Origin of the sequence: Pseudopedobacter beijingensis (assembly GCF_042678145.1) — a bacterium.
GTDB lineage: Bacteria > Bacteroidota > Bacteroidia > Sphingobacteriales > Sphingobacteriaceae > Pseudopedobacter > Pseudopedobacter beijingensis.
This window is the reverse complement of record NZ_JBHUDG010000008.1, coordinates 1-668: the sequence shown is the minus strand read 5'-3', so window position 1 is coordinate 668 and position 668 is coordinate 1. Positions and strand designations below refer to the sequence as shown.

At 45.1% G+C, this 668-nt stretch carries 1 protein-coding gene; it reads left to right on the top strand.

Annotated features, from left to right (window positions below; genetic code table 11):
• Nucleotides 1–25: 25 nt before the first annotated feature.
• The coding region (locus ACFSAH_RS07710) for a choice-of-anchor Q domain-containing protein (protein WP_465269666.1) at nucleotides 26–668 on the top strand (643 nt) is incomplete at its 3' end.

The window sequence follows — 668 nt, the reverse complement described above, 5'->3', positions numbered from 1 at the left end:
TGAAGCGACCACTAATGGTGGTGGTATGTATAACTGGGACCAGTCTTCCCCTGTATTGACGGATGTTGTGGTCAGTAATAATACCGCGAATACTAATGGCGGAGGTATGTATAATTCTGGTTCTTCCCCTGTATTGACGAATGTAACGCTTAATGGTAATACGGCCAGTTATGGCGGAGGTATGTATAATTCTGGTTCTTCCCCTGTATTGACGAATGTAACGCTTAGTGGTAATACGGCTGTAGTCGGTGGTGGTATGTCTAATTTTGTNCCAGAGTTTTACCACAGCTTGGTGCAGGGCGGTGGTAGTAGTACTTCTTGGAATAGCAGTTTTGGTAACGATGGCGGTGATAATATAGATTCCAATCCTTTGTTTACCGATGTTGCAAATGGAGATTATAGTTTAGCAAATGGGAGTCCTGCTATAGATAAAGGAGACAACGATAGGGTTGCCGTCAATAAAGATCTGGCTGGGAATTCCCGTATCCGTAATAACCAAGTGGATATGGGGGCTTACGAATACCAGAGTGGCAATACCGTTTTGTTGATCCGGCCCTCTTCAGATAATATTCTTTATGTCAAGGAAGGGGCAGCAGGCGATGGCTCCTCATGGGATAAATCCGCCGACCTTGCCGATGCCTTGAAATGGGCAAACGAGAAAGTGGATG